Genomic DNA, 24,931 nt, shown 5'->3' with positions numbered 1-24,931 from the left:
GCTCATACTGTGCTATTGGGCTGGCTATCGAGGAATGACTATGGCGCGAATGCTTCCATTGCTGGAGTGGGCAAAAGAGGAATTTGGCGACCTCGCCCCTAGCGAAAGAATCTTAAAAAAATATGCCAAGGGGCAGATGATCGTCCCACCTGCTCAGAAAATTGGTCGAGAGTGGATGGTTGACCGCAATGCTCGATATGTGGGCATGCTGGCAACACCTGTACTCTCAAAGACGGCAAATCCAATGCTAAAAAGGATTATTTCAGATGGCTGCTCGTCCACGCTCGCATAAGATCACTATACCGAATCTGTATAGGAAATTAGATAAGCGTAATGGAAAGGTCTACTGGCAATATAAGCATCCTATCACCGGTAAATTTCACAGCTTAGGGTGCGATGAAGATGAGGCCAAACAGGTCGCTAGTGAAGCAAACGTAATTATTGCTGAGCAGCGTACAAGGCAAATCCTGTCTATTAATGACAAAATTGCGCAGTTAAAAGGCTCGAGAGAATCCATTACTGTTTCTGAGTGGCTTGATAAATATATAACCATTCAGGAAGAACGAATTAAAAACGAGGAATTAAGACCCAATACTTACAAGCAGAAAATAAAACCCGTCCGTCTGTTCCGTGAACACTGTGGTATGCAGTATTTAAAAAGCATTACTACTCTCGATATCTCAGAGATTGTCGATCCAGTAAAGGCCGATGGACACAGTCGTATGGCTCAGGTCGTTCGAATGGTTCTGATTGATATATTCAAAGAGGCCCAGCACGCTGGGCACGTGCCTCCAGGCTACAACCCTGCACAAGCAACCCGACAGCCCCACAACAAAATCTCACGACAGAGATTATCTCTTGTGGAGTGGCAGGCGATTTTCACACAAGCAGATCACCACCCAGCCTATCTCAAGAGCGGGATGCTATTAGCATTAGTCACCGGCCAAAGGATCGGAGATATATGCGCGATGAAGTTTTCGGATATTTGGGATGACATGTTGCATGTAACCCAAGAAAAGACAGGCATGAGATTGGCGATCCCACTGAGCCTCAGATGCAACGCGATTGATATGAGCCTTAGAGATGTAATTGCGGTATGCCGCGATGCCGTGGTCAGTAAGTATTTGGTTCATTTTAGGCATTCAACATCTCAAGCCACATGCGGCGGAAATGTATCGGTAAGTTCGCTGACAACGACTTTTAAGAAATCACGCAACAATTGCGGTATCAGTTGGGAAGAAAAGACAGCACCAACCTTTCACGAACAAAGATCGTTATCGGAACGACTCTATCGAGAGCAAGGAGTCGATACGCAAAAACTACTTGGGCATAAATCAAAAAAAATGACAGATAAGTACAACGACGATCGGGGGAAAAATTGGATGGTTGTTGCTATATAAAAGAGCCAATCACAGGAGGGTTTTGGGGAAGAATTTTGGTGGAGTTTTGGGGAAGATTTCTTGTTAACAAAAAATAACGGGGCTCTAACGGCCCCGTTTACATTTACGCTATTACATGTGCTTAATAATCGCGTCACCAAACTCTGAACATTTCAGCAGCTTAGCGCCTTCTAACTGACGTTCGAAGTCATAGGTCACGGTCTTGGCAGCAATCGCGCCTTCCATGCCTTTAACAATTAAATCAGCCGCTTCAAACCATTCCATGTGGCGCAGCATCATTTCAGCGGACAAGATAATAGAACCTGGGTTTACTTTATCTTGGCCAGCATACTTAGGTGCCGTGCCGTGGGTAGCTTCGAACAGTGCGCATTCGTCACCGATGTTAGCGCCCGGTGCAATACCGATACCACCAACCTGTGCGGCCAGCGCATCAGAAATGTAGTCACCGTTCAGGTTCATACAGGCGATAACGTCATATTCGGCAGGACGTAGCAGGATCTGTTGCAGGAACGCATCCGCAATCACATCTTTAACGATGATGTCTTTGCCGGTTTTAGGGTTCTTGATTTTAACCCATGGGCCGCCGTCGATCAGTTCGCCACCGAATTCTTCACGCGCCAACTGGTATCCCCAGTCTTTAAATGCGCCTTCGGTGAACTTCATGATGTTGCCTTTGTGAACCAGCGTCAAAGAATCGCGGTCGTTGGTGATCGCATATTCAATCGCCGCGCGTACCAAACGCTTAGTGCCCTCTTCCGAGCAAGGCTTGATGCCGATACCGCAATGTTCAGGGAAGCGAATTTTCTTCACGCCCATTTCATCACGCAGGAATTTGATCACTTTGTCAGCTTCAGCGCTATCTGCTTTCCATTCGATACCAGCATAGATGTCTTCTGAGTTTTCACGGAAGATCACCATATCGGTCAATTCTGGCTGTTTCACCGGGCTTGGCGTGCCCTGATAGTAACGGACTGGGCGCAGACAAACGTAAAGGTCGAGCTGCTGGCGCAATGCAACGTTAAGAGAACGAATACCGCCGCCAACCGGAGTGGTCAGTGGGCCTTTGATAGCCACGCGGTAGTCACGAATAAGGTCCAGCGTCTCTTCAGGCAACCATACGTCTTTGCCATAAACCTGAGTTGATTTTTCGCCGGTGTAGATTTCCATCCAAGAAATTTTGCGTTCGCCTTTGTAGGCTTTGTTAACGGCTGCATCTACGACTTTGATCATTGCAGGAGTCACGTCAACACCGATACCGTCACCTTCAATGAACGGAATCACCGGGTTATGCGGAACAACCAGTTTCCCCTGAGCATCAACCGTAATTTTCTTACCTTCAGCCGGAACAACAACTTTGCTTTCCATTAACCTCTCCTTCAGCGCACGTACTTATAAAATACCGTTTATAAATATTACTACCCATTAACCTGGGTCATTCGTTTTTGTACAGTAACTGCTTGATTTCGCTAAGGCATGAATTTTAAAAAACGCAGCCTTTTGTTAATGCAATGTAAGATACCTGTCAATATTACTTGAAATATTGTCTGTCGCCAATCGGAATACGATTTCAGTTATAATGTTGCGACCATCTGCTATCATAATCACTATGTCAAAATTCCCTGTTAAAAATCACAAAGTTAACCGATTCAGCTCGCGCCCTGCTGCGGCTGTAAAGCGTCCACGTGGGCCACGAAAAGTGGTCATATTCAACAAACCTTTCGACGTTTTGCCTCAGTTCACCGATGAAGCAGGACGCACTACCTTAAAAGACTTCATCCCGTTGACCGACGTTTACGCCGCCGGTCGTCTCGATCGAGACAGCGAAGGCCTACTGGTGCTAACCAACGACGGCCAACTTCAAGCTCAGCTAACTCAGCCAGGGCAAAAAACGGGTAAGGTCTACTATGTTCAGGTTGAAGGTGCGCCAGACGAAACCGCTCTAGAGCAATTCCGCCGTGGCCTTGAGCTAAAAGACGGTATGACGCTACCCGCCGGGGTTGAAATCGTTGCCGAGCCAGAATGGCTTTGGCCGCGTAATCCCCCAATTCGTGAGCGTAAATCTATCCCTACCACATGGATGAAAGTAACGCTTTATGAAGGCCGTAACCGGCAGGTGCGTCGAATGACAGCGCATATTGGTTTCCCCACCCTGCGCCTGATCCGCTACAGCATGGGAGATATTACGTTGCAAGATCTCGCCCTCGGCGCGTGGCAAGAAATCCAATATCCCTAGCCGTGAAGCATGCATAACACATGGCTGAATTAAACGCCTTAAGAACGAAATGGTTAAGCAATATTGAATAGCTAAACAATAGAAGAAGGAAATCTGATGCTAAAACCTCATGTGACCGTTGCCTGCGTTGTGCAATCCCAAGATCGTTTTTTGATCGTTGAAGAAACCGTACACGGCAAACCGACCTGGAATCAGCCTGCGGGTCATTTGGAGGCCGACGAAACTTTGTTGGAGGCCGCGGTGCGTGAGCTATGGGAAGAGACGGGGATACACGCCCAGCCTCAGCACCTGTTGCAAATGTATCAATGGGTTGCGCCAGACAACACCCCCTTCTTGCGTTTTACCTTCTCGATTGATTTGCCAGAACAGCCGGAAACGCAGCCACACGATAACGATATTGACCGCTGCCTGTGGCTTACCGCCGATGAAATTATTCACAGTGACCGTCTGCGGTCGCCGCTGGTTCGCGAGAGCATCCTGCGTTATCAACGTCAGGAACGATATCCGCTGGAAATTCTCGCTACTTTCGGTGAACTGAAAAGCCGCTGATTAAGCGATAAACCCCGCATCGTCGTAACACCGTTCACTTAAGCGTGATTTTAGGGGAAGTACACCGATGGGGGGCGTAGCAGCTTTAGCTGCCGGAGCGCCCCGCGGTGTGCTAGCCCCGTGTATCTCGATCTCTTAAACGAACGGCGTTACGCATCGGCGGGGTTTTTCTTATCCTCTCAGCATGACGTGCTGGCGATCACACTTTTTACCTTTGATATTCTTATTCGTCACAATTGACGTTTTTTTAACTCATAAAAATGACGACCCCGCCCCAAATCACTTAATTTGTCTCGCGCTAAAAACGTTACTCATTCTTTTTATTAGAAAAAATTCTTAGGCCTCTCTTTGGCACGGATCGTGCTCATGCATTGAGCATGATAGTCACCGTTGTCATCTGAACCAGAGGACCGAACATGAATCGCTTTGTGATTGCAGAACCTTTGCGATGCATTGGCTGTAATACTTGTCTGGCTGCCTGCGCCCAGACGCACAAGGATCAAGGGTTGCAGCAGCACCCTCGCCTTGCGATGACGCGTACCGGCGACCAAACGGCCCCCATCCTGTGCCGCCAATGTGAAGACGCACCGTGTAAACGAGTATGCCCAGTTAGCGCCATCAGCCAAGGCGCAGACGCCATTGAGCTAAATGAAAGCCTGTGCATCGGCTGCAAACTATGTGGTCTGGTCTGCCCCTTCGGGGCGATTACACCTTTTGGTAGTCATCCTCTGGATCTTCCCAATCAATTTCAATATCACGTCAGCGCGGCTGAGCTTGCCGATGTCCCCGTCAGTCCGCCGACGATGGAACCCTTTCTGGCATGGAATGCAGGGGTACGTAGCATTGCCGTCAAATGTGACCTATGTGCTTTCTCGCCGTCTGGCCCCGCCTGTATCCAAGTTTGCCCCACCGATGCGCTGCACTTGGTCGATGAAAAACTGATGGCTCAGCAACTGCTACAACGCCGCTTGGAAGCCTCTTCCGAGTTAGCGTCTGACCTTCTGGCGCTCGCCATCCCACCGCAGGAGCACCTCTAATATGGATTCTCTACAATTGTTGTTCTGGTCTGTTGGTCTCTACGTTGTGGGTGCCGTACTCTCTTTACTGTTTGCACGGCAAGAGCGTATCGCGATTTGGGCCACCGGCATCAGCGCAATTCTGGGCGGTATTATCGGGCTGTGCAGCGCGTTTCCGGTATTGATGCAGGGCATAACGCTCACCTTTTCTGCTGCCGGCCCCTTCCCTTTCGCCGAGTTCGTGGTTCGAATGGATCCCCTCGCGGCGTTTATGGTGCTGGTCATTTCATTACTGGTGACCCTTTGCGGGCTGTATTCACTTTCTTATGTTGAGGAGTATCGCGGCCGCGGAGCGTGGAGCATGGGGTTCTTCATGAACCTGTTCATTGCCTCCATGGTGGCGCTGGTGGTGATGGACAATGCCTTTTACTTCATCATTCTGTTCGAAATGATGTCGCTCGCCTCGTGGTTTTTGGTTATTGCCGATCAGGACGACGAATCTATCCACGCGGGCCTGCTCTATTTCTTTATCGCCCACGCCGGTTCCGTGCTCATCATGATTGCCTTCTTCCTGATGTGGCAGCAAAGCGGCAGCCTCAATTTTGCTTCTTTCCGCAGCCTCTCGCTTTCTCCAGGGCTGGCCTCGACCGTTTTTCTGCTGGGCTTTTTTGGCTTTGGTGCCAAAGCAGGGATGCTGCCGCTGCATAGCTGGCTGCCTCGCGCGCACCCTGCGGCACCTTCCCACGCATCGGCCTTAATGTCTGGCGTTATGGTGAAAATCGGCATTTTTGGCATCATCAAGATCGGTATCGACCTGCTAGGTGCCACCGAGCTGTGGTGGGGGATCGTGGTGCTGGGATTTGGTGCCGTATCTTCCGTGTTAGGCGTGCTGTATGCGCTTGCCGAGCACGATATCAAGCGGCTCCTCGCATGGCATACGGTTGAAAACATCGGCATCATTTTAATGGGCGTGGGCGTAGGCATGGTTGGCATCGCCACTCAGCACCCTGTTCTCGCCGCGTTAGGTCTGCTTGGCGCGCTCTATCACCTGCTGAATCACGCCGTCTTTAAAGGGCTGTTGTTCCTCGGCGCAGGCGCCGTTATTTACCGTGTGCACACCCGCGATATGGAAAAGATGGGCGGCCTCGGCAAACTTATGCCGTGGACAGGACTGGCATTTCTCATCGGCTGTATGTCTATTTCGGCACTCCCCCCGCTCAACGGCTTCATCAGTGAGTGGTACACCTATCAATCGCTGTTCTCAATGAGCCATTCCGGTGATTTCATCATGCGGCTAAGTGCGCCCATTGCCATTGTGATGCTGGCCATCACCGGCGCACTCGCAGCGATGTGCTTCGTTAAAGTGTACGGCATTAGTTTTTGCGGCGGTGCGCGCAGTGAGCAGGCCGCGCAGGCTCGCGAAGTGCCTTGGCCAATGACGCTCTCCATGTTGCTGTTGGCGTTACTGTGCATTTTGCTTGGCGCAGGTGCCAGCATTGTGGCACCCATCATTTCTAGCGTAGCCACTACGCTCGTCAATACTCACCCCATCACCGTCTCTGAAGGATTGCTGCTGGTTCCCGCGCAGGCCTCTCAGGCCATGCTTTCCCCAGCGGTCATGTTCATCTTATTACTGGCATTGCCGCTGCTGCCGCTGCTGGTCTATCTGGCGTTACGCGGTAACCAGCAGAAATTTCGTCGCCATGGCGATCCTTGGGCCTGTGGATACGGCTGGGAGGATGCCATGTCTGCTTCCGCTGGCAGTTTCACTCAACCGCTGCGCGTGATGTTTATGTCGCTTTATCGGCTGCGTAAACAGCTCGATCCGTCACCTCTTTTAGCACGTGCGCTAGATAGCACCACCCGCGGAGCCGCACGTGCAGAACCGTTTTGGGACGAAGGCATCATCTACCCACTGGTTCGTGGCGTGCGACGTTTTGGCTCACGCGTTCAAAATCTGCAGGGGGGCGATTTCAGACTGTACTGCCTCTACATTGTGGCCGCATTAGTGATCCTACTTTTGATTATTGCGGTGTGAGGAGAAAATCATGTTAATGCAAGAAACGCCCTCGCTGGCGATGGGGATCTTCGCGCTAATGCAAGCGATTATCCTATTAGCCATGACTCCACTGATGACCGGTATCTCGCGCCAGATCCGCGCCAGAATGCAATCTCGCCGCGGGCCGGGGATTTGGCAGGATTATCGCGATCTTGGCAAACTGTTCAAGCGCCAAGAAGTCGGTCCAGCACAGTCCGGCATTATTTTCCGCCTGATGCCCTATGTTTTGCTCGGCAGCATGCTGTTAGTGGCGATGTCTCTCCCAGTCTTCACACAGACTGCCCCCTTCGGTGGCGCGGGTGACCTTATCGCTTTGCTGTATCTTTTCGCTCTGTTCCGGTTTTTCTTCTCGCTTTCCGGCTTGGATACCGGCAGCACTTTTGCCGGTATTGGTGCCAGCCGTGAACTCACGTTGGGGATCTTAGTTGAACCAACGTTGATTCTGGCTCTTTTGGTGGTGGCGCTTATCGCGGGGTCAACCAACATTGGCACCATCAGCGCCACCTTGACTCAGGGGTGGAGCTCACCCACGGCAACGTTCTTGGCGCTGCTAGCCTGCGGATTTACCGCCTTCATTGAAATGGGAAAAATTCCCTTCGACGTGGCCGAGGCCGAACAGGAATTGCAGGAAGGGCCGCTCACCGAGTATTCAGGTTCGGGACTGGCCTTGGTGAAATGGGGAATCGGCCTGAAGCAGGTCGTGGTCGCAGAACTGTTTCTAGCGGTGTTTATTCCCTTTGGTAAGGCCGCCACGCTCAGCGCTTCTGCGCTCTTCTTCGCGTTGATCCTCATGCTTATCAAACTTCTGGTGGTATTCGTGCTGGCCTCACTGGTGGAAAACAGTTTGGCTCGCGGTCGCTTCCTGATGACTCACCGTGTGACATGGCTTGGCTTTGGCGTTGCAGCGCTAGCCTTCGTGTTTTACCTAACCGGTCTATAAGGAGCTACCGCCATGATGGAAAATATCGCTCTAACGACCCTTTTGCTACCGTTTATCGGCGCACTTATCACCGCCTGCGCACCCAAACGTTACGCTAAATGGCTATGTACTCTCCTCGCCCTATTAGCCACCTTGGGCACGCTGGCACTGGGTTGGCAATATTGGCTGCATGATAAAGCCGACGTCACCTATACCCTACTCAGCTACGGCACGGTCGAGCTGTTTGGTTTTACCATTGACCGAATCAGCACCCTTATCGTGTTTGCCGTGGTGTTTCTTGGCTTCTTGGTCAGCCTCTATTCAACGGGTTATCTCACCGTTGGTAATAAAGAGCATCCACATGAGGACAGCAATCGCTATTACGCGTTTCTGCTGATCTTCATTGGTGCCATGGTCGGGCTGGTGCTTTCATCCACCATTCTGGGGCAACTGCTGTTTTTCGAAATCACAGGCGGCTGTTCGTGGGCATTAATTGGCTATTACCAGACGCCAAAATCTCAGCGTTCCGCCATGAAAGCGCTGCTTATCACCCATGTGGCCTCGATTGGGCTGTATCTCGCGGCCGCCACACTGTTCCTTAATACCGGCACTTTTGCCCTCAGCGCGCTGGCTAATTTACACGGCAGCGCCAGCTATATCGTGTTCGGCGGGATCTTGTTTGCCGCATGGGGGAAATCTGCCCAGCTACCGCTACAGGCGTGGTTGCCCGATGCGATGGAAGCGCCAACGCCTATCAGTGCTTATTTACATGCGGCATCAATGGTCAAAGTCGGTGTTTATATCTTCGCGCGTGCCATCCTATCGGCCGGAGAAGTGCCGCATATTATCGGCTGGGTCGGCATCATCATGGCGACCATCACGCTGATCTACGGCTTCTTAATGTATTTGCCGCAAAAAGACATGAAGCGCCTGTTGGCATGGTCAACCATTACCCAGCTTTCCTACATTTTTCTCGCCCTCTCGCTGTCGATATTCGGCTCTAAACTGGCCTTTGAAGGCGGTGTGGCTTACATCTTCAACCATGCCTTTGCCAAAAGCCTGTTCTTCCTGATCGCCGGAGCACTTAGCTACAGCTGTGGCACCCGAATGCTGCCGCGTTTAAAGGGCGTGCTGAAGAAAATGCCGCTGCTTGGCATCGGATTCTGCGTGGCCGCCTTAGCCATTACCGGCGTCCCCCCGTTTAACGGCTTCTTTAGCAAATTCCCTATTTTCGCCGCAGGTTTTGCGCTTTCACATGAGTTTTGGGTCATGACGCCATTAATGGTGCTGGTACTCATCGAATCTGTCGCCAGCTTTGCGTGGTTCATTTATTGGTTCGGTCGCGTCATTCCCGGCACGCCGAGCGAAGAGGTTGCTCAAGCGGCGCCGGTTCCTCTAGCCATGCGTATCGTGTTGGTGGTGCTGATCGCGATGTCAGTATTCTCAAGTTTTATCGCCGTTGCCTGGCTTGGATAAGGGAGTCAACTATGACCGGATCATTGATCGTTAATAACCTCGCAGGGCTGATGATGCTCACGTCGCTGCTGGTCATTGGCGCCAAACGCCCTACCGCTTCTTGCTGGCTCTATGCTTTGCAGTCGCTGGTTTTGGTGCTGATATTCTTCACGCTGTCGCAAACTCTTGAGGCTCATCAGTTAGCCCTTTGGGCCATCAGCGCCTTCGTTACCAAAGTCGTAATGGTGCCGCTTATTATGGGTTATGCCTTTCGCAAGCTGTCAGATCCCAGCGCCAACGGCAGCATTATCAGCATGTCGATGCTGATGCTGTCTGCTGCCGTTATCGTGGTGCTGTGTTGGTTCGTGGTCGCGCCGGTTCAACTGCCGTTACTGGCGACGCTGAAACCTGCGCTGGCGGTCTCGCTTGGGCATTTCCTATTGGGGCTACTGTGTATCGTAACCCAGCGCAATATCCTGAAGCAGGTATTTGGCTACTGCCTGATGGAAAACGGCTCTCATCTCACTCTGGCATTGCTGGCATTCCGAGCACCAGAGCTAGTTGAAATCGGTATTGCCACCGATGCCATTTTTGCCGTGATCGTCATGGCGGTGCTAGCGCGCAAGATTTATCGCACGCTCAACACGCTGGACGTTGAACAACTCACGGCGCTGAAGGGGTAACGCGATGAATCAAGAATCGATTTTATTTCTCCTACTGGCGACGCCGTTAATTGCCTCGTTGTTAACCTTTGCCAGCCGCCTGCTGGGGGATTCAGCCCGCGTCATAGTCACAGCGCTGCACAGCGTTGGTATTCTCGCGTTGTTAATCGTCGCCCTGTGGGTAGTTGCGATGACAGCCGAGCACGGCGAGCTTTTATCGGCTAACCACTGGCTGCATATTGACAGTCTTAGCGCCCTGTTCTTGGCAATTCTGGGCGTGATTGGCTTTTTAACCGGACTTTACTCTATCGGTTACATGCGCCATGAAGTCGACGAAGGGGAAATTTCCGTCCCAACGCTGTGCAATTACTATGGTTTCTTCCACCTGTTCCTCTTCACCATGCTGCTGGTGGTCACCAGTAATAATCTCATCTTAATGTGGGCCGCCATTGAAGCCACCACCTTAAGCTCGGCGTTTCTGGTGGGAATTTACGGACAGCGCTCGTCGCTGGAAGCCGCATGGAAATACATCATTATTTGTACCGTCGGCGTTGCCTTTGGCCTGTTTGGCACCATTTTGGTTTATGCCAATGCGGCCAGCTTTATGCCCGATGCCAACAACGCTATTTTCTGGACGGAAGTGCTTAAACATGCGGGCCAGCTAGATCCCACCCTCATGCATTTGGCCTTTGTATTTATCCTGATTGGCTTCGGAACCAAAACCGGGCTATTTCCTATGCATGCGTGGTTACCGGACGCTCATAGCGAAGCGCCCAGCCCCACCAGCGCCCTGCTTTCTGCGGTGCTGCTGAACTGCGCTCTGTTGGTGATAATCCGCTACTACATCATCATCAGCGCCGCTATCGGGCCAGAATTCCCAAGTCGATTACTGATCGTATTTGGCTTGCTGTCCGTTGCCGTTGCGGCGTTCTTTATTCTGGTTCAGCGCGACATTAAGCGTTTGCTGGCCTACTCCAGCGTCGAAAATATGGGGCTGATTGTGGTCGCTATCGGCATCGGCGGCCCGCTGGGTGTGCTGGCGGCCTTGCTGCACACGCTGAATCACAGTCTGGCCAAAACGCTGCTGTTTTGTGGTTCTGGCAACGTGTTATTGAAATACGGCACCCGTGATCTGCACGCGGTGAGAGGTATGCTCAAAATCATGCCGTTCAGCGCGGTGCTGTTTGCGGGGGGCGCCCTGGCGCTCGGCGGAATGCCGCCGTTTAACGTCTTCATCAGTGAATTTATGACCGTTGTTGCTGGTTTGGCTGCGGGGCATCTTTGGCTCACCCTTTTCATCCTGCTGCTGTTAACCATCGTGCTCGGTGGTTTAGTGCGCATGGTGGCGTGTGTTCTGTTTGGCGACGCCCCTGATGCCGTCAGCAAAGGCGAACTGGGGCTGCTCACGACCTTACCGATGGCGATCCTAATCGTGCTGATGCTGGTGATGGGGACGCATATTCCCCAACCGGTGACACGTCTGCTTGAAAACGCCGCCACCATCGTCATGAATCCATCATCAACGCAGACCCCAACCTTCAACTGGCCGTGGGTCGCTGCACAACATGTTTCGTCCGCGCAATGCGCACCAACATCCTGCATGGAGAAGTAATGTGAGCTACCTAAATGTGGTAAATAATAATCAACAGGGTGAAAAGCGCGGTACGGGCTATTTGAAAAAGCTGCGCGAAAAGTTTCCCAATAGCGTACTGGATGAAGAGTGGCAAACCGCCGATCAGCTCACCGTGACGGTGAAAACCAACGAACTGCCAGAGATAGTGGAATATTTGTACTATCAGCTCGGCGGCTGGCTGCCGGTCTTATTCGGCAACGATGAACGCTCTCTGAATGGCTATTTTGCCGTTTATTACGTGCTATCGATGGAGGAAGGCGAGAAGTGCTGGGTGACGGTTAAAGCCTTGGTTAGCGCGTCCACGCTAGAGTTCCCTTCAGTGACGCCTCGCGTTCCGGCCGCGGTATGGGGCGAGCGTGAAATTCGCGACATGTATGGTTTGATACCGGTGGGTTTACCCGATGAGCGGCGTTTAGTGCTACCCGATGACTGGCCAGACGGCATGTATCCGTTGCGCAAAGACGCAATGGATTACCGCCAGCGCCCAATGCCAACCACCGATGCCGAAACCTATGAATTCATCAATGAACTCGGCGGCAAAGATAACCGCATTGTGCCCATTGGCCCGATGCACATTACCTCCGATGAACCCGGGCATTTCCGCTTATTTGTCGACGGCGAGCAGATTATCGATGCGGACTATCGGCTTTTCTACGTGCATCGCGGGATGGAAAAGCTGGCTGAAACGCGCATGGGTTATAACGAAGTCACTTTCCTCTCCGATCGGGTATGCGGCATTTGTGGCTTCACCCACAGCGTGGCTTACACATCATCGGTTGAAAATGCGCTGGGTATTGTGGTTCCTCCTCGGGCTCATACCATTCGCAGTATTTTGTTAGAAGTCGAGCGGCTACACAGCCACTTGCTAAACCTCGGCCTATCGAGTCACTTTGTGGGCTTCGATACCGGATTCATGCAGTTTTTCCGCGTGCGTGAAAAATCCATGATGATGGCAGAGCTGCTCACCGGCGCACGCAAAACCTACGGCTTAAACCTGATTGGCGGCATCCGTCGTGACATTCTCAAAGCCCAGCAGATGAAAACCCTGCAATTAGTCCATGAGATGCGCGATGACGTCACCCAGCTAGTCGATATGCTGATGAATACGCCCAACATTGAGCAGCGCACACAGGGCGTAGGTATTTTAGATCGTAAAATTGCACGTGATTTCAGCCCCGTTGGGCCACTGATCCGCGGTAGCGGTTTCAAACGAGACATGCGCTTCGACCACCCCTATGCCGATTATGGCAACCTGCCGAAAACGTTGTTTACCTTCGACGGCGGCGACGTGTTCTCGCGCGTGATGGTGCGCGTGAAGGAGGTTTTCGACTCTTTAGCCATGATCGAATACGGCTTAGATAATCTTCCCGAAGGCAATCTGCTGGTCGAAGGCTTCACCTATCAACCGCATAAGTTTGCACTGGGGTATGCCGAGGCACCGCGCGGTGAAGACGTGCATTGGAGCATGCTGGGTGATAACCAGAAACTGTTCCGCTGGCGCTGTCGCGCCGCGACCTACGCCAACTGGCCGGTATTACGCTACATGCTGCGTGGAAACACCATCTCCGATGCCCCGCTTATCATTGGCAGCCTTGATCCCTGCTACTCCTGTACAGACCGAGTGACCCTAGTTGACGTGCGTAAGAAAAAATCCAAAACCGTCTCCTATCGGGAAATTGAGCGCTATAGCGTTGAACGTAACCATTCACTGCTGAAATGAGGGTTAAACAATGCTGAAACTGTTTAAGACCATCCTCAAAGCCGGTGAGCCAACGGTGAAATATCCTTTCAAGCCGCTGGACGTTTGTCCCGGTTTTCGTGGCAAACCAGAATACGATCCCGAGCAATGTATCGCCTGCGGGGCCTGTACTGTCGCCTGCCCCGCGAACGCATTGACGATGGAAACTCACCTCCAGAATGGTGAACGCATTTGGCAACTGTTTATTGGCCGCTGCATTTTTTGTGGCCGGTGTGAAGAGGTGTGCCCAACGCGCGCCATTGTGCTGTCGCCCGAGTTTGAAATGGCGGTAACCCACAAACCTGATTTGTATGTAAAAGCCACGTTTCAACTGCAGAACTGTCGCAGCTGTCATCGTCCTTTCACGCCGGTGAAATCGGTGGAGTATGCCATGGCGCTGCTGATCCAGTCTGGCGTCGATGCCGCCAGCGTTGAGGAAATGCGGCCCAAGTTTGAAACCTGCCCTAGCTGCCGACGTAAAGATGACCTGAGCCACCATGAGCACCAAAACCTGTGCTATCACGTTGGGGAGAAAAGCCAATGAGCCACACACCGAGTCCGATAGGGCACACTGCCAGCCAACCGATTCAATTGGACGAGTCGGCAACCGCGCTCAAACAAACCCTGCTCAGGGACATTAAGCGTTCTGCCTATGTCTATCGCGTTGACTGCGGCGGCTGCAACGGCTGCGAAATAGAAATATTTGCGGCTATAACGCCCCTATTTGACGCCGAGCGCTTTGGGATCAAAGTGGTTCCCTCCCCGCGTCATGCGGATATTCTTCTGTTTACCGGCGCCGTCACGCGCGCCATGCGGGTTCCGGCATTGCGCGCATATGAAGCGGCACCCGATCCTAAAATCTGTATTTCTTACGGCGCCTGCGGCTGCGGCGGAGGCATTTTCCACGATCTGTACTGCGTATGGGGCGGCAGCGATACCATTGTTCCGATTGATGTCTGGATCCCTGGCTGTCCGCCAACGCCTGCCGCCACCATTTACGGCTTTGCCGTCGCACTCGGCTTGCTCGATCAAAAACTCAAAGGCGTTGACCACCAACAGCAGCCGAATGAGAAAGCCTCGTTATTGCTGCCACAAACGCTGCCAGAGCTAAGGATACTCATTGAACGCGAGGCTCGGCGCTTGGCGGGTTATCGTCAAGGGCGCGAGATCAGCGATCAATTCCTCGGACTGCTACAAAACGGCGATGCGAACACGGTGGCAAGCAATATCGATCAATGGTTGCGAAGTGCTAGCGACCCACGCTTAAGCGAAATCGTGCATCGGCTACAAAGCCTGCTAGCTACGGGAGGTCGATAATGGCTGGGGAAGAAAAACCAAATCAGCACAACGTGGTCTTTTGGTCGCTGCGGCAAAAATTTCTTGATAGCGGCGACGTCCCCGAACAGGCGCAGCAGGTGATGTATTACTCCTTAGCGATTGGGCATCACGTGGGCGTTATTGACTGTCTGAACACCGAGCTCACCTGTTCTTTAGCTGAGTACCAGAACTGGATTTCACGCTTACCGGAGGGCGATGCGCTGCGTAAAATGCGTGGGCTGCTGACTTTTGGTGAGATAACGATTGATAGCACGCACACGCAAATGCTGGCCAACGCATTTGCTCCGCTCTGTGAGTCAGCGGAAGCGCCCTTTGCCGAGTGGAGTTCAACCTTAATCCGTTTGTTAGCCGAGATAGTTCACGAGCCTGCCATCTATCTGATGGTGAAAAAGACACCCGCTAATATCTGATTGCCTCATCACAAATCAAGAAGCACAGCAATGTGCTTCCCAAACGGTGCATTACTTGGTGTTCACAAATTTATACTTCTCGGGCAGAAATGCCTAAACGCTGCATCCGCGACAGCAGCGTGGTGCGCTTTATTCCCAGTTTAACCGCGGCGCCGCGAGGCCCTGCCACAATACCGTTAGTTTCCCGCAGCACCTGCACGATACGCTCTCTTTCTTCTTCATCATTTTCTGGGGCTTTGGTTTGCAGGATCTGCGCCATTTTAGAGATTTTATCTGCCACATGGCGTTTGGCTGCGGGGATCCTCAGATCATTGAGCTGTAAATTAAGCGGTCCGCGACGAGTCAAAATTACCGCTCTTTCAATCACGTTTTCCAGCTCTCGCACGTTGCCAGGCCAAGGATAGTGGCTCAGATGGTTTAAGGCTTCGGCGGGAATACTGTCAATATCTCGATTCATGCGGCGAGCCAGCTTTTGGGTGAAAAATCTCGCCAATAAAGGAATATCTTCTGGTCTTTCGCGCAGCGGCGGTAACAAAATCGGAAACACATTCAGCCGGTAATAGAGATCGCCACGGAACTCACGTTCAGCCGCCATGTGTTGCAAATCGCGGTTGGTCGCAGCAATAACGCGTACGTTCACAGGGATCACTCGATTCCCTCCCAAGCGCTCAATTTCGCGCTCCTGCAAAACTCGTAGCAGTTTGGGCTGAAGTTCGAGTGGCATATCGCCGATCTCATCTAAAAATAACGTTCCACCTTCGGCCATTTCAAAACGCCCAAGATGGGTATTGGTGGCACCGGTAAACGCCCCTTTATCATGGCCGAACAGATCGCTTTCAAGCAGGCTAGAGGGCACCGCCGCACAGTTCATTTTTATCATGGGATTATTATGTCTAGCGCTAAGCTTATGAATAGCGCGAGCCACCATCTCTTTGCCCGTTCCCGTCTCCCCCAAAATCAATACGGTGCTGTCGCTTTCTGCCACCATCTCCATTTGTTCAACCACATCACTCATCGCTTGGCTTTGGTAAATAATATCGCTGAATCCATCACTATTTTGGATCTGCTCATTGAGCCAGATATTTTCATGCGCCAGACTGTCTTTACTGCGGGTAATCTGTCCATAGGCATCGGCGTTTTCCACCGCAATACCGATACGAGCAGCGATCTGAGCCAAAAGTTGGCAGCTGTCGCGGGTAAAAATAGCGGGCTCGGGATGCGCTAAAATCAGAACACCGAGGGGCTTGTGGTTAAACGATAGCGGCAGGAAAAAAGCCGCCTGCATGCCTTTTTGCGCCAATGACTGCAATAAAGGATCTCGCCGCCAATCGGCTAAATGCTTGGTGGTTTGCAGCAAAATAGATTGATTCTCATGCAGCGATCGCGCCACCATGCTGCCGTCAAGTTCGAGAGAATATTGGCTGCAGGTCACAGACTGTTGCGGTAAATAGTCGCTGGCATACACCACTAAACTTTTCTGCTTACCCGCGTCACGTAACGCCATGCCAATCGATGCGATGCCAAAAAAACGATGGATCTCTTTCGACACTTCTGCCACCAGCGCATCCGTTTCAAGATGTGAGAGTACAGAATTGGTGGTATCCACCAGAATCTGACAGTGATCGCGCTCATGGCTTAAATTTGCGCACTCTTCCCGCAGCCGTTCTTGCTCCAGTAAGCCTTCAAGAACCGGCGTGACCAACCGTGCGAGCCAGGAAAAAAGCACTTTATCCTCAGCGGTAAAGCGCCCACCGTCATTACGCACAAAACTAAGCTCAACCAGCGTGCTACCCGCAAGCTTGACCACATGCAAATTGCTGTCGCTCACGCTACCCGAAAAAGCCGTTGCCGCACGCTCAACGCTGCCATCGTCAAAACAGCGATAATAAACGCCGTCACTGAGGCGAAGTTCGATAAATTGTACAGGGCTAAAAGGGGGCGGTAGCGGGATAAATGCTTTGAGCGCAGCAATACTGTCGGTTTGGCCAAGCAGCTGCTGCGTAACCAGAGAGACAACCTCCTGCCACGGTAAATTTTGCGGAGTAATAACGCTAGTAACAATGCTCGTTTCGCTCGGCTTCATAATATCGCAACGTTATCATTCTGATTATTGAATACGCAGTGTAATACTTTTTAGAATTAATATAACAAGTGACACATTATTCTTTGATCAGAACAGGATATTTTTTTGTTGCCTATCACTCGTATATATCCAAGTCATCTTTAATAATCAATTTTTGTGATCTCGATGGTTATTCTGCATTGGTCAGAAAGTTTTTTGGTACGCAATGTGCATAGTTTAAAGCGAATATAGAATGATAACCTCACAACGTTCCTTTTTTTATATCGTTTGATATGACAGGAGTTAACTATGAGCACAGGCAATCCATTTGATTTACGCTTACCGGATGAAATGGCAAAGGTCGCTGAGCAGGCAGGATTATATAAGGCGACTAAAAAGAAAGAACTCTCATTCTTTCTCGCATTAACCGCCGGCGTATTTATTTCTCTTGCCTTTGTCTTCTACATCACTGTGACAATGGGCCCAGCGCCCGCCACGGGGATCACCAAGCTGGCCGGTGGCTTATGCTTTGCATTAGGTCTAATTCTGGTGGTTGTTTGCGGCGCCGACCTCTTTACGTCTTCGGTTCTTACCGTGATGGCCAAGGCGAGCGGGCTTATCAACTGGCGTCAGTTGATAACCAACTGGATCATTGTTTATGTTGGCAATTTTGTCGGCGCTATGCTGCTGGTCGCGCTAATCTGGTTCGCAGGACAAGCGATGAATAGCAACGGTCAATGGGGACTCAACGTCTTACAGACCGCCGATCACAAAATGCACCATACGTTTATTGAAGCCGTATGCCTTGGTATATTGTGTAATCTGATGGTCTGTCTTGCCGTATGGCTCAGTTACTCTGGCCGGACGCTGGTCGACAAAATTGCTGCCCTGTTATTACCTATCGGCATGTTTGTCGCCAGTGGTTTTGAGCACAGCATTGCCAATATGTTTCTTATTCCTCTGGCAATCGTCATTCGTAATTTCTCACCTGATTCGTTCTGGCAAACACTGAATACCACACCGGATCAATTTTCTGCTCTAACCGTGAATAATTTTATTACTGACAATCTTATCCCCGTCACTATAGGTAATATTATTGGCGGTGGCGTATTAGTGGGCATTACTTACTGGATGATCTATTTACGCCATCCAAAAAATGGATAATAACATTATCGTCATTAATGACGACATGAAAACTCATTATCATAATGGCGCCTTGCCATTGTGATAAATATAAAAAACGTTACTGCATAATATCGGCAAGGGTAAGGTTTATTTCTATTCGTCAGATTTGACGATTTGAAAATATAATTTTTATCTGCTGTTAAATTGACAATCAACAGCGCTAACCAGATGACAAACCATTACCAATAGGTAAAGACAAATAGGTCCATTTAACATGCTAAAGAAACAGGCTAATCTTATTCAACATGACACAATAGACAGCCTTTCAGCCTGCTTTATTGCGTATTTTAAGCATTATGGCAAGCCGAAAAAAGCCTGCTTTTTAGCACATATCCAAACGCTATATCACAGACATACGGGTGTGAATCTTCCTTTAGGCGAAGGTGAAAGCCATCATCTGGAAATATTATTTAACCAAGCCATCAAAGCATGGCATATCTATCGATACCACACATATGAACACCCCACGAAGAGAAGCCAGGGCCTCCTGAAGGCAGGACGGGTATTTCGCGTCAATAACTGGAGCCTGCGCGAACTGTATCAGTGGTCGAAGAAGAATAGCTTCGACCTCTTCAACCATCTCAATATGCGGGGTGCCAAAAGGCTACAGTGTGTTTATCTCAACGATGAGGAACAGCCCTATTATATTCGCTGGCGCTCTGCCGCAGAAGGCATTCATCCTTATGATATTATTGATTTTTCATGGCGTGAAATTTTCACTTATCGCGTTATTCACTCTGCATCGTTGATCGTGCATAACCGCTGTGCGGGCAGGGAGAATGGTGTCTGCGTCAACGGAAATAACTACCGTTCGATTCGTGATGCCTATCAAAATTTGATGCCGAATAAGTCTTATGGTGCTATTTGCCGTCAACTGCGTCATGGAAAGACACCCGACGAAGCGTTTGACGACGACGAGTGAAGAGAAAAACGAAAATATTTTCTTTTTTTTGCATCCAATCCGTCACCCCGTCCGTATATGAGTATGTGAGGCACAGAGCCTGACTTTTTCCCCTACTCATAAGGAACGCATCATGAATATGTTTACCCGTACCTTACTTTGCTCTTCTCTGCTGGTGTGTGGCGCTTCTGCATTTGCACAAAACATGTCTGAAGCCTCCATGATGTCTGGTGGTACCACCATGGTCGGCGGCGCAGCGATGTATCCACAAAAAAATATCGTCGAAAATGCGGTGAACTCTAAAGATCACACCACCTTGGTCGCCGCGGTCAAAGCGGCTGGTTTAGTCGATACCCTACAGGGAAAAGGGCCATTCACCGTGTTTGCACCAACCAATGAAGCGTTTGCCGCACTGCCCGCTGGCACCGTAGATACCCTACTAAAGCCAGAAAACAAAGCCAAACTGGTTTCTGTTCTCACATATCATGTGGTCCCCGGCTCTCTGGATATGAAAGCGCTGGAGAAAAAAATCCATCAAGGTAATGGCAAAGCCATGCTTAAAACCGTGAATGGTCAAGATATCTGGTTATTACAAAACGGCCCGCACAATATTCAGATTAAAGATGCAAACGGCGGTGTTGCTAATATCAGCACATATGACGTTCATCAGAAAAACGGCGTCATCGATGTCATTGATAAGGTGCTCCTTCCTAAATAAAGCCGTCTATACTTGCTGCAGGTTATTTCAGTAGATTATTCCTGCACAGGGTAGAACGATGAATAACGGCGATATTGAGCCTCTAACACGACTAATCCAAGAGGCTGCTCGGGGAAACCGAGCGGCCTTTGAAGATCTTTATCGTCAAACGTCGCCGAGGCTTTATTCGGTTGCCGTACAAATCCTGCGGAATCCCACATGGGCGCAGGATATTCTGCAAGAAAGTTTTATTACTATCTGGCACAAAGCGGCCACTTATCAGCCGGGCCTTAGCAGCCCACAAACTTGGTTGACGCATATCGTCCGTAATCGCGCCATTGATGGCTTACGTAGCGGTAGCGCACGCTATGAAATTCCAACCGATGATGAATTCGATACGGTGATAAGTGACAACGGCATTAATGAGGATCCGCTACAGCATATTCAAGACAGCGTGCAAAATTTGCGGCTTAAAGAGTGCTTAGCGGGGCTGCCTTCCGATCAGCAGCAAACCGTCGTGCTGGCTTATTATCAAGGGCTGTCACATGGCGAAGTCTCCGCCTTTCTCCACCAACCGCTGGGGACAATTAAAAGCTGGATACGCCGTGGGCTGGAACAACTTAAAGGATGCTTAGGCCTATGACTCCGCGTACCGAACATCTCGATAAACTGGCTGGCGAATACGTGCTTGGCACGCTTCGCGGTTTGCCACGAGCACGGTTTGAGCGTTGGCTGGAACAGACGCCTGAGCTACAGGTTCATGTACTACGTTGGCAAAATGGCCTCGCGCCGCTTGATGACCTCTATCTGCCGATTCAGCCTCCGGCTCACGTTTGGCAAAATATTGTACGTCAGCTAGACGGCGAACGTGACAACGTCACTAATATCAAATCTCACTGGCTTAAACGCCATGGTTGGATCGGCGCAGCCGCATTAGCAGCGGCCTGCCTGCTATTAGTGTTACTACCGAGAACATTGGTGAAACCGTATGCCTCGCCGTCTGAAGTCGCAGTACTTGCCGCACAAGACAATAATATGCGCTGGCAGGTTAGCTTAAACCCAGATAGCCATGCGTTAACGCTAACGCCACCGCGTGGGTTGAATATTCCGAGCGATCGCAGCCTAGAACTGTGGGCAATACCGAAAGGTGGTAAGCCTATCTCCCTCGGTATTATCAGCAATACCGCATTGAGCGCCGTTTCGGCGTTAGGCAAACCGATTATTGATGGCAGCCTGCTCGCCATCAGCTTAGAACCGCGCGGCGGTTCTCCAACCGGACAGCCAACCGGTAAGGTTCTGTTTACAGGCAGTATTCAACTGTAAAATAGATATTGTGCTCGGCATGCCTATCGCTTAAGCCTGCGCCGTTAGACCAGTCGTCTAGAAAATACGGCGCAGTGCTTTTTCCACGCCCTGCTTTCGTGCTAAAATCCGCCCCTTAAATTTGTGTTCCACTCAGACTGTGAGAGTCTCATGTCAGATAACAGCCAGAAAAAAGTGATCGTCGGGATGTCCGGCGGCGTTGATTCCTCCGTATCCGCCTACCTATTACAACAACAGGGATATCAGGTTGCTGGCCTGTTCATGAAGAACTGGGAAGAGGACGACAATGAAGAGTACTGCTCAGCGGCGACCGACCTGGCCGATGCTCAGGCAGTCTGCGACAAGTTAGGTATCGAGCTGCATACCGTAAACTTTGCGGCAGAATATTGGGATAACGTATTTGAGCTGTTTTTAGCCGAATACAAAGCAGGCCGTACGCCTAACCCCGATATCCTGTGCAACAAAGAGATCAAATTCAAAGCATTCTTAGAGTTTGCCGCTGAAGATTTAGGCGCCGATTTTATTGCGACGGGCCACTACGTGCGCCGCCGCGATATCAACGGCACCACGCAGCTGCTACGCGGCGTTGATACCAACAAAGACCAGAGCTACTTCCTGTACACGCTGAGCCATGAGCAAGTTGCACAGAGCCTGTTCCCTGTGGGTGAGCTCGAAAAGCCAGAAGTCCGCAAAATTGCCGAACAGTTAGATCTTGCCACCGCGAAGAAAAAAGACTCAACCGGTATTTGCTTTATCGGCGAGCGCAAATTCCGTGACTTCCTTGGCCGCTATCTACCTGCGCAACCGGGCAAAATCATGACCGTTGACGGTGATGAAATCGGTCAGCATCAAGGTTTGATGTACCACACGCTCGGACAGCGCAAAGGCCTCGGTATCGGCGGTACCAAAGACGGTGGTGAAGATCCTTGGTATGTAGTTGAAAAAGACCTTAAAAACAACGTGTTGTTAGTTGCTCAAGGCCACGACCACCCAAGCCTGTACTCCCATGGTTTGATTGCCCAGCAGCTGCATTGGGTCGACCGCAAAACCGTGCGTGAACCGTTCCGCTGCGTGGTTAAAACCCGCTATCGTCAGCCTGATATCGCCTGCACCGTTACGCCAATTGATGATGAACGCATTGAGGTTCGCTTCGATGAGCCTGTTGCAGCGGTCACTCCAGGACAGTCTGCGGTGTTTTATATCGACGAAGTCTGCTTGGGCGGCGGCGTCATCGAACAACGCATCATTGACTAAGTTTTCAGCATCTTACTTAAGCCGGAGCACATTATTTGTTCTCCGGCTTTCTTATTTACAAAATTCAGACAGTTATAAATAAATCCTTTCTTAAATTACGGTTGAAAGTCGCGTGCTAGACTGAGAATATTCTGACGAATACTAATCAGAGATAAACGATGAATCCGCTACAGTCGCTCGATGTTCTCTACATAAATGCTTGTGTCACCTATGCATCGCTGTCGGTGAGCTATTTTGTGCTTAGCAAACACAACGCATTAAATTCAAATTCATCGTTAAGTCGCCGCATTTTATTTGGCGTGATTGCGGGACTGATCTCGTTGTATCTCACACGCAGCAAAATGTACTTCACGCAGGAGGTTTACTACAGCTTCGAAATTGTACCGATGCTGTTAGTCACTTTCTTTGGTGGCGGTATTGCAGGGATCACCGCATGGCTGGTTAACTTCGCGACCACCGGCGGCTTCGTTCTCGATAATCTGCTACTGGCGGTGATGCTGGTTCCGGTGCTCATCGCAAGAGTCTGGGAACGCAATACTTTCCGCACCTATCTTAAAACCATCATTTTGATCACGCTTTATCGCATTGTGATTGTGCTGCCGTTTTTGCATACCAAAAATCACATGCTAGATATTTTGATTTACCAAGCTGTCTCTTTTCTCTGCCTGCTGGTTTGTTACCAAACGCTATCCATCAAGCGCCGTAGCGTCGATGCCTTCTTTAAAGTGCGCGCGGCGTCTCTGCTTGATCCGATGACCAAAGTACATAACCGGCAAGCGCTTGAGCAACAAATGCAGGCGTTGTCGAAGTCACGTTCCCCGTGCTGTTTAGTAATGATCGACATTGATAATTTTAAATCTGTTAATGATACCTACGGGCATTTGGCGGGCGATCAGGTACTGATTGAGGTGGCAGAATTGATTCGTTTGATCACGCGATCAAGCGATTTTGTTGCGCGTTTCGGCGGCGAAGAGTTTGCAATCATCATCCATTATGACGATCTCAATCGCGCCTACCACATCTGTGAGCGCATTCGGCTAGCCATCAGCAACCGTAAATTTTTCCTCTCCCACGGGCCTAAAATCCATGTGACGGCCTCGTTTGGTATTAGCCTGTTTGATGGCAAAACCGCAACCTTAGAAGAAGTGCTCAATCGCGCCGATAACGCGCTTTATACGGCGAAGCACAGTGGCAAAAACAGGGTAGTCATCGAGTAAAGCTTGCTCTAGCGGCGTGGGAATTGAGCAGACGCCAGCTAAATGTCGGTCAGGGACTCGATTGCCTCTGTGTTTAAGCCCTGCTTTGTGGCATGATCTGCGCTTAAATTTCTACACGAGTTTCTAAAGCCGTGTTAATTTTTCCTTGTCCGCGCATACAGGAGTCTCCGTGGCGAAGAACTACTATGACATCACCTTGGCATTAGCCGGTATCTGTCAATCAGCCCGACTGGTTCAACAGCTGGCACATGAAGGTCAGTGCGATAACGCAGCAATGAGAACGTCGCTGAACAGTATTCTTCAAACTAATCCTCCCTCGACGCTAGCCGTATTTGGCGATCATGAGCGCGATCTTAAGTTAGGCCTCGAAACGCTATTAAACGTGTTGAATGCCAACCGCCAAGGGCCTGGCGCTGAGTTAACGCGTTATTGTCTGAGCCTGATGGTGTTAGAACGCAAGCTCATTGGCAACAATGCAGCCATGCAAACGCTGTCTGACCGCATCAATGTTCTAGACCGCCAGTTGGCACATTTCGATCTAGAATCTGAAACCATTATTAGCTCACTGGCCTCGATTTACGTTGACGTCGTTAGCCCACTGGGGCCGCGCATTCAGGTCACGGGTTCCCCAACCATCCTGCAAAACCCACTGATTCAAGCCAAAGTACGCGCCGCATTGCTAGCGGGTATTCGCTCTGGGATCTTGTGGCAACAGGTTGGCGGCGGGCGCTTGCAGCTGATGTTCTCACGTAATCGTTTATTCCAGATGGCGCAAAATTTACTCACGCATTGTTAATTCAAGGCTTAGTAAATTCTAACGACAAGATTTTGTAGGTTTTAAATACAGTTAGCCCAGCGATCGCTCGCTGGAAGATTTACC

General features: G+C 50.5%; 24 protein-coding genes. 22 read left to right on the top strand and 2 right to left on the bottom strand.

Features of this window, described 5'->3' with window-relative positions:
• Nucleotides 1–40 precede the first annotated feature (40 nt).
• Both BN1044_RS11335 and BN1044_RS11330 read left to right on the top strand, forming a co-directional pair.
• Nucleotides 41–292, top strand: a complete 252-nt coding sequence (locus tag BN1044_RS11335; protein ID WP_072308761.1) for an excisionase — start codon at nucleotides 41–43, stop codon at nucleotides 290–292.
• Complete coding sequence (locus BN1044_RS11330; RefSeq protein ID WP_072308760.1) at nucleotides 267–1,400, top strand: phage integrase Arm DNA-binding domain-containing protein; 1,134 nt, start codon at nucleotides 267–269, stop codon at nucleotides 1,398–1,400. Before BN1044_RS11335 ends, BN1044_RS11330 begins: the two co-directional genes overlap by 26 nt.
• 111 nt (nucleotides 1,401–1,511) lie before the next feature.
• Here BN1044_RS11330 and icd read toward each other — a convergent pair whose 3' ends face one another.
• Complete coding sequence (icd, locus tag BN1044_RS11325; RefSeq protein ID WP_025797012.1) at nucleotides 1,512–2,765, bottom strand: NADP-dependent isocitrate dehydrogenase; 1,254 nt, start codon at nucleotides 2,763–2,765, stop codon at nucleotides 1,512–1,514.
• 241 nt (nucleotides 2,766–3,006) lie between these two features.
• Here icd and rluE point away from each other — a divergent pair, with 241 nt between their 5' ends.
• From rluE to BN1044_RS11265, 12 genes are all read left to right on the top strand, one after another.
• A complete protein-coding gene (gene rluE, locus BN1044_RS11320; RefSeq protein WP_072308758.1) occupies nucleotides 3,007–3,633 on the top strand; it encodes a 23S rRNA pseudouridine(2457) synthase RluE in 627 nt (208 codons plus the stop codon).
• A 96-nt stretch (nucleotides 3,634–3,729) separates the two neighbouring features.
• Complete coding sequence (locus tag BN1044_RS11315) at nucleotides 3,730–4,182, top strand: NUDIX hydrolase (RefSeq protein ID WP_072308757.1); 453 nt, start codon at nucleotides 3,730–3,732, stop codon at nucleotides 4,180–4,182.
• A 416-nt stretch (nucleotides 4,183–4,598) separates the two neighbouring features.
• Nucleotides 4,599–5,219 (top strand): 4Fe-4S dicluster domain-containing protein, encoded by a 621-nt coding sequence (locus BN1044_RS11310; RefSeq protein ID WP_072308756.1) that lies wholly within the window; start codon nucleotides 4,599–4,601, stop codon nucleotides 5,217–5,219.
• 1 nt (nucleotide 5,220) lies between these two features.
• Nucleotides 5,221–7,236 carry a hydrogenase 4 subunit B gene (hyfB, locus tag BN1044_RS11305; protein ID WP_072308755.1) on the top strand — a complete coding sequence of 672 codons (2,016 nt, stop codon included), beginning with the start codon at nucleotides 5,221–5,223 and terminating at the stop codon, nucleotides 7,234–7,236.
• A 10-nt stretch (nucleotides 7,237–7,246) separates the two neighbouring features.
• Nucleotides 7,247–8,197, top strand: a complete 951-nt coding sequence (locus tag BN1044_RS11300; RefSeq protein ID WP_072308754.1) for a respiratory chain complex I subunit 1 family protein — start codon at nucleotides 7,247–7,249, stop codon at nucleotides 8,195–8,197.
• A 15-nt stretch (nucleotides 8,198–8,212) separates the two neighbouring features.
• Complete coding sequence (locus BN1044_RS11295) at nucleotides 8,213–9,652, top strand: hydrogenase 4 subunit D (protein ID WP_072308786.1); 1,440 nt, start codon at nucleotides 8,213–8,215, stop codon at nucleotides 9,650–9,652.
• An 11-nt stretch (nucleotides 9,653–9,663) separates the two neighbouring features.
• On the top strand, nucleotides 9,664–10,314 hold the full coding sequence (hyfE, locus tag BN1044_RS11290) for a hydrogenase 4 membrane subunit (protein WP_072308752.1): 651 nt from the start codon (nucleotides 9,664–9,666) through the stop codon (nucleotides 10,312–10,314).
• Nucleotides 10,315–10,318: 4 nt separating this feature from the next.
• A complete protein-coding gene (locus BN1044_RS11285) occupies nucleotides 10,319–11,905 on the top strand; it encodes a hydrogenase 4 subunit F (RefSeq protein WP_072308751.1) in 1,587 nt (528 codons plus the stop codon).
• A gap of 1 nt (nucleotide 11,906) precedes the next feature.
• The gene (locus BN1044_RS11280) at nucleotides 11,907–13,646 is read left to right on the top strand and encodes a hydrogenase large subunit (RefSeq protein WP_072308750.1); all 1,740 of its coding nucleotides are present in this window, start codon (nucleotides 11,907–11,909) and stop codon (nucleotides 13,644–13,646) included.
• 10 nt (nucleotides 13,647–13,656) lie between these two features.
• Nucleotides 13,657–14,208, top strand: a complete 552-nt coding sequence (gene hyfH, locus BN1044_RS11275; RefSeq protein ID WP_072308749.1) for a hydrogenase 4 subunit H — start codon at nucleotides 13,657–13,659, stop codon at nucleotides 14,206–14,208.
• Nucleotides 14,205–14,981, top strand: a complete 777-nt coding sequence (locus tag BN1044_RS11270; protein ID WP_072308748.1) for an NADH-quinone oxidoreductase subunit B family protein — start codon at nucleotides 14,205–14,207, stop codon at nucleotides 14,979–14,981. Before hyfH ends, BN1044_RS11270 begins: the two co-directional genes overlap by 4 nt.
• Nucleotides 14,981–15,412, top strand: coding sequence for a formate hydrogenlyase maturation HycH family protein (locus tag BN1044_RS11265; protein ID WP_072308746.1), 432 nt, complete (start codon nucleotides 14,981–14,983; stop codon nucleotides 15,410–15,412). The genes BN1044_RS11270 and BN1044_RS11265 overlap by 1 nt, the downstream gene beginning before the upstream one ends.
• Before the next feature lie 70 nt (nucleotides 15,413–15,482).
• Here the strand turns inward: BN1044_RS11265 and BN1044_RS11260 are convergent, their stop codons facing one another.
• Nucleotides 15,483–17,495 (bottom strand): sigma 54-interacting transcriptional regulator, encoded by a 2,013-nt coding sequence (locus BN1044_RS11260; RefSeq protein WP_072308745.1) that lies wholly within the window; start codon nucleotides 17,493–17,495, stop codon nucleotides 15,483–15,485.
• 288 nt (nucleotides 17,496–17,783) lie between these two features.
• On the opposite strand from BN1044_RS11260, the gene focA reads away from it, so the two are divergent.
• From focA to hflD, 8 genes are all read left to right on the top strand, one after another.
• A complete protein-coding gene (gene focA, locus BN1044_RS11255) occupies nucleotides 17,784–18,638 on the top strand; it encodes a formate transporter FocA (RefSeq protein WP_072308744.1) in 855 nt (284 codons plus the stop codon).
• A gap of 235 nt (nucleotides 18,639–18,873) precedes the next feature.
• Entirely contained in the window at nucleotides 18,874–19,581 is a 708-nt protein-coding gene (locus BN1044_RS11250) for a hypothetical protein (RefSeq protein WP_072308743.1), read from the top strand.
• Nucleotides 19,582–19,693: 112 nt separating this feature from the next.
• On the top strand, nucleotides 19,694–20,278 hold the full coding sequence (locus BN1044_RS11245) for a fasciclin domain-containing protein (RefSeq protein ID WP_072308742.1): 585 nt from the start codon (nucleotides 19,694–19,696) through the stop codon (nucleotides 20,276–20,278).
• A gap of 58 nt (nucleotides 20,279–20,336) precedes the next feature.
• The gene (locus BN1044_RS11240; RefSeq protein ID WP_072308740.1) at nucleotides 20,337–20,900 is read left to right on the top strand and encodes an RNA polymerase sigma factor; all 564 of its coding nucleotides are present in this window, start codon (nucleotides 20,337–20,339) and stop codon (nucleotides 20,898–20,900) included.
• The gene (locus BN1044_RS11235) at nucleotides 20,897–21,580 is read left to right on the top strand and encodes an anti-sigma factor (RefSeq protein WP_072308739.1); all 684 of its coding nucleotides are present in this window, start codon (nucleotides 20,897–20,899) and stop codon (nucleotides 21,578–21,580) included. Before BN1044_RS11240 ends, BN1044_RS11235 begins: the two co-directional genes overlap by 4 nt.
• A 150-nt stretch (nucleotides 21,581–21,730) precedes the next feature.
• On the top strand, nucleotides 21,731–22,834 hold the full coding sequence (gene mnmA, locus BN1044_RS11230; RefSeq protein ID WP_072308738.1) for a tRNA 2-thiouridine(34) synthase MnmA: 1,104 nt from the start codon (nucleotides 21,731–21,733) through the stop codon (nucleotides 22,832–22,834).
• Between the two features lie 158 nt (nucleotides 22,835–22,992).
• Nucleotides 22,993–24,051 (top strand): GGDEF domain-containing protein, encoded by a 1,059-nt coding sequence (locus tag BN1044_RS11225; protein WP_072308737.1) that lies wholly within the window; start codon nucleotides 22,993–22,995, stop codon nucleotides 24,049–24,051.
• Between the two features lie 169 nt (nucleotides 24,052–24,220).
• On the top strand, nucleotides 24,221–24,847 hold the full coding sequence (hflD, locus tag BN1044_RS11220) for a high frequency lysogenization protein HflD (protein WP_072308736.1): 627 nt from the start codon (nucleotides 24,221–24,223) through the stop codon (nucleotides 24,845–24,847).
• Nucleotides 24,848–24,931: the final 84 nt, after the last annotated feature.

Source organism: Hafnia alvei, assembly GCF_900095695.1.
In the GTDB taxonomy this organism is placed as follows: domain Bacteria; phylum Pseudomonadota; class Gammaproteobacteria; order Enterobacterales; family Enterobacteriaceae; genus Hafnia; species Hafnia alvei_B.
The sequence above is the reverse complement of the archived record's forward strand: the minus strand, read 5'-3'. Positions and strand labels throughout refer to the sequence as shown.

Bases quoted from the DNA above. Each gene is read 5' to 3' on its own strand.
- BN1044_RS11285 (WP_072308751.1), top strand. From the start codon at position 10,319: ATGAATCAAGAATCGATTTTATTTCTCCTACTGGCGACGCCGTTAATT.
- rluE (WP_072308758.1), top strand. From the start codon at position 3,007: ATGTCAAAATTCCCTGTTAAAAATCACAAAGTTAACCGATTCAGCTCG.
- BN1044_RS11300 (WP_072308754.1), top strand. From the start codon at position 7,247: ATGTTAATGCAAGAAACGCCCTCGCTGGCGATGGGGATCTTCGCGCTA.
- BN1044_RS11265 (WP_072308746.1), top strand. From the start codon at position 14,981: ATGGCTGGGGAAGAAAAACCAAATCAGCACAACGTGGTCTTTTGGTCG.
- icd (WP_025797012.1), bottom strand. From the start codon at position 2,765: ATGGAAAGCAAAGTTGTTGTTCCGGCTGAAGGTAAGAAAATTACGGTT.
- BN1044_RS11250 (WP_072308743.1), top strand. From the start codon at position 18,874: ATGCTAAAGAAACAGGCTAATCTTATTCAACATGACACAATAGACAGC.
- BN1044_RS11240 (WP_072308740.1), top strand. From the start codon at position 20,337: ATGAATAACGGCGATATTGAGCCTCTAACACGACTAATCCAAGAGGCT.
- BN1044_RS11310 (WP_072308756.1), top strand. From the start codon at position 4,599: ATGAATCGCTTTGTGATTGCAGAACCTTTGCGATGCATTGGCTGTAAT.
- hyfH (WP_072308749.1), top strand. From the start codon at position 13,657: ATGCTGAAACTGTTTAAGACCATCCTCAAAGCCGGTGAGCCAACGGTG.
- BN1044_RS11315 (WP_072308757.1), top strand. From the start codon at position 3,730: ATGCTAAAACCTCATGTGACCGTTGCCTGCGTTGTGCAATCCCAAGAT.
- BN1044_RS11330 (WP_072308760.1), top strand. From the start codon at position 267: ATGGCTGCTCGTCCACGCTCGCATAAGATCACTATACCGAATCTGTAT.
- BN1044_RS11245 (WP_072308742.1), top strand. From the start codon at position 19,694: ATGAATATGTTTACCCGTACCTTACTTTGCTCTTCTCTGCTGGTGTGT.
- BN1044_RS11295 (WP_072308786.1), top strand. From the start codon at position 8,213: ATGGAAAATATCGCTCTAACGACCCTTTTGCTACCGTTTATCGGCGCA.
- BN1044_RS11335 (WP_072308761.1), top strand. From the start codon at position 41: ATGGCGCGAATGCTTCCATTGCTGGAGTGGGCAAAAGAGGAATTTGGC.
- BN1044_RS11270 (WP_072308748.1), top strand. From the start codon at position 14,205: ATGAGCCACACACCGAGTCCGATAGGGCACACTGCCAGCCAACCGATT.
- focA (WP_072308744.1), top strand. From the start codon at position 17,784: ATGAGCACAGGCAATCCATTTGATTTACGCTTACCGGATGAAATGGCA.
- BN1044_RS11225 (WP_072308737.1), top strand. From the start codon at position 22,993: ATGAATCCGCTACAGTCGCTCGATGTTCTCTACATAAATGCTTGTGTC.
- mnmA (WP_072308738.1), top strand. From the start codon at position 21,731: ATGTCAGATAACAGCCAGAAAAAAGTGATCGTCGGGATGTCCGGCGGC.
- BN1044_RS11260 (WP_072308745.1), bottom strand. From the start codon at position 17,495: ATGAAGCCGAGCGAAACGAGCATTGTTACTAGCGTTATTACTCCGCAA.
- hyfB (WP_072308755.1), top strand. From the start codon at position 5,221: ATGGATTCTCTACAATTGTTGTTCTGGTCTGTTGGTCTCTACGTTGTG.
- BN1044_RS11235 (WP_072308739.1), top strand. From the start codon at position 20,897: ATGACTCCGCGTACCGAACATCTCGATAAACTGGCTGGCGAATACGTG.
- hyfE (WP_072308752.1), top strand. From the start codon at position 9,664: ATGACCGGATCATTGATCGTTAATAACCTCGCAGGGCTGATGATGCTC.